The sequence below is a fragment of the Kaistella sp. genome, assembly GCF_049588135.1.
GTDB lineage: Bacteria > Bacteroidota > Bacteroidia > Flavobacteriales > Weeksellaceae > Kaistella.
Genome location: NZ_JBAVFG010000220.1, coordinates 1 through 5,219 on the forward strand (window position 1 = coordinate 1; position 5,219 = coordinate 5,219).

The following is a 5,219-nucleotide window of genomic DNA, read 5'->3' on the forward strand; positions in this document are numbered from 1 at the left end:
GCTCAATTCTAAAAATTTAAAATTCATTTTGTAAAAAAAATTTCGATAAAAAATATTCACAAAATAAATCTATAAATTAAAAAAATAGAATTATTTATCAATTATCGAAATAAAATTTCATTTTAAAAAAAATATCTTAAACAAAAAAGTTTCCCATTTACAGGAAACTTTTTTTACAATATCAATTGAGCTCTTTTAAATAAATTAGCTATTAATTGCTTTTACTCCTGGAAGCTCCATTCCTTCTAAACTTTCTAGCATTGCACCGCCTCCAGTTGAAACGTAACTTACTTTCTCATCATAGCCAAATTGTTTTACAAAAGCTACGCTATCTCCTCCACCAACAAGTGAGAATGCACCTAATTGCGTAGATTTTGCAATGCTATTCCCTAAAGCAATTGTTCCTGCAGCAAAATGAGGCATTTCAAAAACTCCAATCGGACCATTCCATAAAATAGTTCTGGAATTCATAATTACATCATGAAATATTGTTCTAGATCTAACTCCAGCATCTAATCCCATCCACCCATTTGGAATTTCATAAATATCAACTTCTTTCCTCTCCGCATCATTATTAAAGTCATCTGCAATAATTGAATCAACTGGCAAATAAACAGCCACATTCTGCGCTTTAGCTTTCTCTAATATTTCTAAAGCTAGTGTCTGTTTATCAACTTCTACCAAAGAATTACCTATTTCTCCTCCTAGAGCTCTGATAAAAGTAAAAGCCATACCACCACCAATTATCAAATTATCAATGGCAGGTAATATATTTTCTATAATCGTAATTTTACTAGAAACTTTAGAACCTCCTAAGATAGCAGTAATCGGTTTCTCACCACTTTTCAAGACTTTATCAATCGCTTCCAATTCTTTTGCCATTAATAAACCGAAAAATTTAGTTGAAGGGAAAAACTGTGCAATAACTGCAGTCGAAGCATGCGCTCTGTGCGCTGTTCCAAAAGCATCATTCACATAAGCATCTCCTAATTCTGATAATTGTTTGGCAAAATCAACATCACCATCTTCTTCCTCTTTATGAAATCGAAGATTTTCTAATAAAAGAATATCGCCTGGTTGCAATTCAGCACTCATTCTTTTTGAGTCATCGCCGATACAATCCGAACAAAATTTTACTGATTTTCCTAAAACTTCTTCTATTTCTGGTACTATATTTTTTAAAGAAAACTCTTCTGAAACTTTACCTTTTGGTCGACCCAAATGCGTCATTAGAATTACTGATCCTCCATCATTCAAAATCTTTTCAATGGTAGGTTTTACGGCTTGAATTCTCGTGCTATCGGTTACTTTCAAATTCGTATCTTGGGGAACATTGAAGTCTACTCTTACCAAAGCCTTTTTATCTTTGAAGTTAAAATCGTTAATTGTTTTCATAAAATTTTCTCCGTTTTAAGTTTCACAAATTTACTATTTATTCCCTCGATTAAAAATTTAATTTGATTTAAAATTCCACAATTCACAAACCCTCACTTTATCTACATTATCTTTTTTTTATATAAAAAGAAATTGAATAGTGTTGTTGTAGTATGAGAGTTTGTGGAGAAATATATTTTATTATTTAAGCACATTTAACTAGTTAAATTAATCAGGTTTTATCAACATTTTAATTAGTTGATTAATAGGTGTTTTCACCAGTTATTAATATTTGTGAGTAAATGTTATTTCGTTTCAATATTTATAACCCAAATCTTAGCAACTTTAGAATTGAATCCTAACAATTTTATAAAAGAATATTTGCTACAATTAAAAATTAAAGTCCATTATGAATTTAAATTTGAATTTGAAAGACAATGTTCAAAGAACTTATTAACATGAATTCTGTATGTTTTCCCCAAGTTATTTATATCGATTATAATATTTATTGTGTTTATCTATAATTCTTCATTCTTATTTGCGCTATAGAGAATGATTAAAAAGATTTAACCTTTAACCGAATGCTTTTTATTTTAATAATCTTAAATTTGTCTGAATTGAAAATTGAGTTTAAAGAGAAGTCATGAAAAAAATAGCAATAGCATGCGATCATGCAGGTTTCGAATACAAAGAAATCATAAAAAAACATTTGGAAGGCAAATTTGAAGTAGAAGATTTCGGCACCTTTTCCCCAGACTCTGTGGATTACCCAGATTTTGTACATCCAGCCGCTACTTCCGTAGAAAATGGAGAAAATGAACTCGGTATTCTTATTTGCGGTAGCGGACAAGGCGTAGCAATCACTGCAAATAAACATCAACAGATTCGTTGCGCATTGTGTTGGATGCCAGAATTGGCAGAATTGGCAAGACAGCACAACAACGCAAATATGATTGCAATTCCGGCGCGATTTATCGCAAGCGAATTAGCGATTGATATTATAGAAAAATTTCTGACTACCAATTTCGAAGGCGGAAGACACCAAAATAGAGTTGAAAAAATTTCGACTTGTTAAAACGTTCTTATATAAATACAACCATATTTTATGGCAAAAGGAAAATATTTCTCAGATAAAAACAATAACAAACTCCAAGAAATTGGGCGTTTGATTTTGCGTTTTATGAATGAAAAATCTGGAAAAATCTATAACTACAAGCAGATTGCAGACGGCATCGATTACAAAAATCCCAGACAACGTGAATTGGTGATTCAGTCACTCCATAAATTACTTTCTGATCAACGAATCAAAGAAGTTGAAAAAGGAAAATATATTATTAATCTTAAGATTGAAGGAACTTTAACCGGTACTATTGATTTTAACCAAACCGGAAATGCTTATGCAAAAGTTGCTGGTTTAGATGATGATATTTTCATTCATTCTAAAAATGTAAAAGATGCGCTACAAGGCGATACCGTACTTATTGTGACCTATAAATTTAAAGGTAAAAAAATAGAAGGTTCTGTTTTGGAAGTGATTGAAAGAAAACGCGATCAGTTTGTAGGAACATTTCAGTTCATTAAGCATAAAGATTTTGGCTTTGTAGTAGGTGATAAAAAACATATCAATACCGATATTTTTGTGCCACAAGGTAAAATTGGCGGTGCAAAAGATGGCGATAAAGTAATCGTTAAAATGATCGCTTGGAGAGCCGGAGAAAAAAATCCTGAAGGTGAAATTATTAAAGTTCTCGGTGCGCCAGGTGAACACGAAACCGAAATTCATTCCATTTTAGCAGAATACGGATTGCCTTATGAATTCCCGGAAGATGTAGAAAAAGAAGCTCAGGAAATCGACCGTAGAATTCACGATAACGAAGTTGTAAAACGCCGTGATATGCGTGGTGTCTGTACTTTTACCATTGATCCAAAAGATGCAAAAGATTTCGATGATGCCCTTTCTATTCAAAAATTAGAAAACGGGAATTGGGAAATTGGAGTTCATATCGCCGATGTTTCGCATTATGTGGTTCCTGGTACAATCCTCGATGCAGAAGCTTATAAACGTGCTACGTCGGTTTATTTAGTCGATCGTGTGGTTCCGATGTTGCCTGAAGTTTTGAGTAATGACGTTTGCTCGCTTCGACCAAATGAGGAAAAATATACTTTTTCTGCCGTTTTTGAATTGAATGATAAAGCAGAAATTCAAAGCCAATGGTTTGGAAGAACTATTATTTATTCTGACCGTAAATTCGCTTACGAAGAAGCACAGGAAAGAATTGAAACCCAGGAAGGAGATTTAGCAGAAGAAATTTTAACGCTAGATCGATTGGCGAAAATCATGAGAAAAGCCCGTATCGAAAACGGTGCGATTACTTTTGATCGAAGCGAAGTTCGGTTTAATTTAGATGAAAACAGTCAACCGATTGGCGTTTATTTTAAAGTGAGTAAAGATTCTAATCATTTGATTGAAGAATTTATGTTGCTCGCCAACCGAAAAGTTTCTGAATTTATCTCTTTAAATAAAAAAGGAGTTCCGACTAATAATACTTTTATTTATAGAATTCACGAAGATCCAGATCCAGCTAAATTAGAAGCATTGCGTGATTTTGTTGGTACTTTTGGCTATACTATGAATTTGGCAAATACCAAAAAAGTAGCAGAATCATTGAATAAGTTATTAGCTGATGTTCACGGAAAACCCGAAGAGAATATGATTGAAACCTTGGCGATGCGTTCGATGAGTAAAGCGATTTATTCTACAGATCCTATTGGCCATTATGGTTTGGGCTTCGATTATTATTCCCACTTCACCTCTCCTATCCGTCGTTATCCCGATTTAATTGCACACCGTTTGTTGCAGCATTATTTAGATGGCGGGAAATCAACTCAAAAGCAAGAGTTAGAAGATAAGTGCAAACATAGCAGTTCGATGGAAAAATTGGCTTCTGATGCCGAAAGAGATTCCATTAAATTTATGCAAGTTAAGTTTATGGAAAAACATTTAGGCGAAGATTTTACAGGAGTAATTTCAGGTGTTGCTGATTTTGGATTCTGGGTGCAAATTCCAGAAAATGGTGCAGAAGGTCTCATTAAATTAAGAGATTTAATGGATGATTCTTACACTTTCGATGCGAAAAATCACGCTGTTTACGGAAGTAGAACAGGCAATAAATACCAGCTTGGTGACGAAGTTACGATTAGAGTAATGAAAGCGAATTTAATCCAAAAACAATTAGATTTTAAAATCATTGAATCGTAAATCGTATTTTTGCAAATCACTGTAAAAATGAATTTGAGTAAAATTTGATTCATTTTCAAAAAATTATTAATGATAGAACTTATACTTTCAGCCGTCGGGTTAGGAATTATGTTGAGTATTGTCTTCATCGGGCCGATTTTTTTTCTGCTGATTGAAACAAGCTTTTCACGAGGACCTAAACATGCCTTCACTCTAGATTGTGGTGTTGTTCTGGCTGATATTTTATGCATTGTCGCTGCGTATTTTGCCAGTGGCGATTTGGTAGAAATTATCGATAAACATCCTGGTTTTTATAGAATTACGGCCTTTATTGTTTTTATTTATGCCATTTATATGGTCGTTTCAAAAACGAAAATGCACTTGCATGGTGAAGATAAATTAATCAATCAGAATTATTTTAAAACATTTTTGAATGGTTTTTTCTTTAATATTTTAAATATCGGTGTTGTTCTTTTCTGGTTGGTTACGGTAATTTCTGTTAGAAATGCTTATCCTAAAACTGAAGATTTTCTATTGTACATGGGACTTGTCGTTGGAACTTATCTGGTGATTGATTTTTTTAAAATTTATTTGGCAAAAGTTTTCC

Annotated in this window: 4 protein-coding genes; 3 read left to right on the forward strand and 1 reads right to left on the reverse strand. The window is 32.9% G+C overall.

Translation table 11 applies throughout. The features are described 5' to 3' along the window. Positions 1-204: 204 nt before the first annotated feature. Positions 205-1,395, reverse strand: a complete 1,191-nt coding sequence (locus WBY99_RS12030; protein ID WP_423976579.1) for a phosphoglycerate kinase — start codon at positions 1,393-1,395, stop codon at positions 205-207. Positions 1,396-2,017: 622 nt separating this feature from the next. On the opposite strand from WBY99_RS12030, the gene rpiB reads away from it, so the two are divergent. The 3 genes from rpiB to WBY99_RS12045 form a co-directional block, all read left to right on the forward strand. Then, positions 2,018-2,449, forward strand: coding sequence for a ribose 5-phosphate isomerase B (rpiB, locus tag WBY99_RS12035; protein ID WP_423976580.1), 432 nt, complete (start codon positions 2,018-2,020; stop codon positions 2,447-2,449). Positions 2,450-2,479: 30 nt separating this feature from the next. Next, entirely contained in the window at positions 2,480-4,633 is a 2,154-nt protein-coding gene (gene rnr, locus WBY99_RS12040) for a ribonuclease R (RefSeq protein ID WP_423976581.1), read from the forward strand. A gap of 69 nt (positions 4,634-4,702) precedes the next feature. Continuing rightward, the coding region (locus WBY99_RS12045; protein WP_423976582.1) for a LysE family translocator at positions 4,703-5,219 on the forward strand (517 nt) is incomplete at its 3' end.

Bases quoted from the DNA above. Each gene is read 5' to 3' on its own strand.
- WBY99_RS12030 (WP_423976579.1), bottom strand. From the start codon at position 1,395: ATGAAAACAATTAACGATTTTAACTTCAAAGATAAAAAGGCTTTGGTA.
- rnr (WP_423976581.1), top strand. From the start codon at position 2,480: ATGGCAAAAGGAAAATATTTCTCAGATAAAAACAATAACAAACTCCAA.
- rpiB (WP_423976580.1), top strand. From the start codon at position 2,018: ATGAAAAAAATAGCAATAGCATGCGATCATGCAGGTTTCGAATACAAA.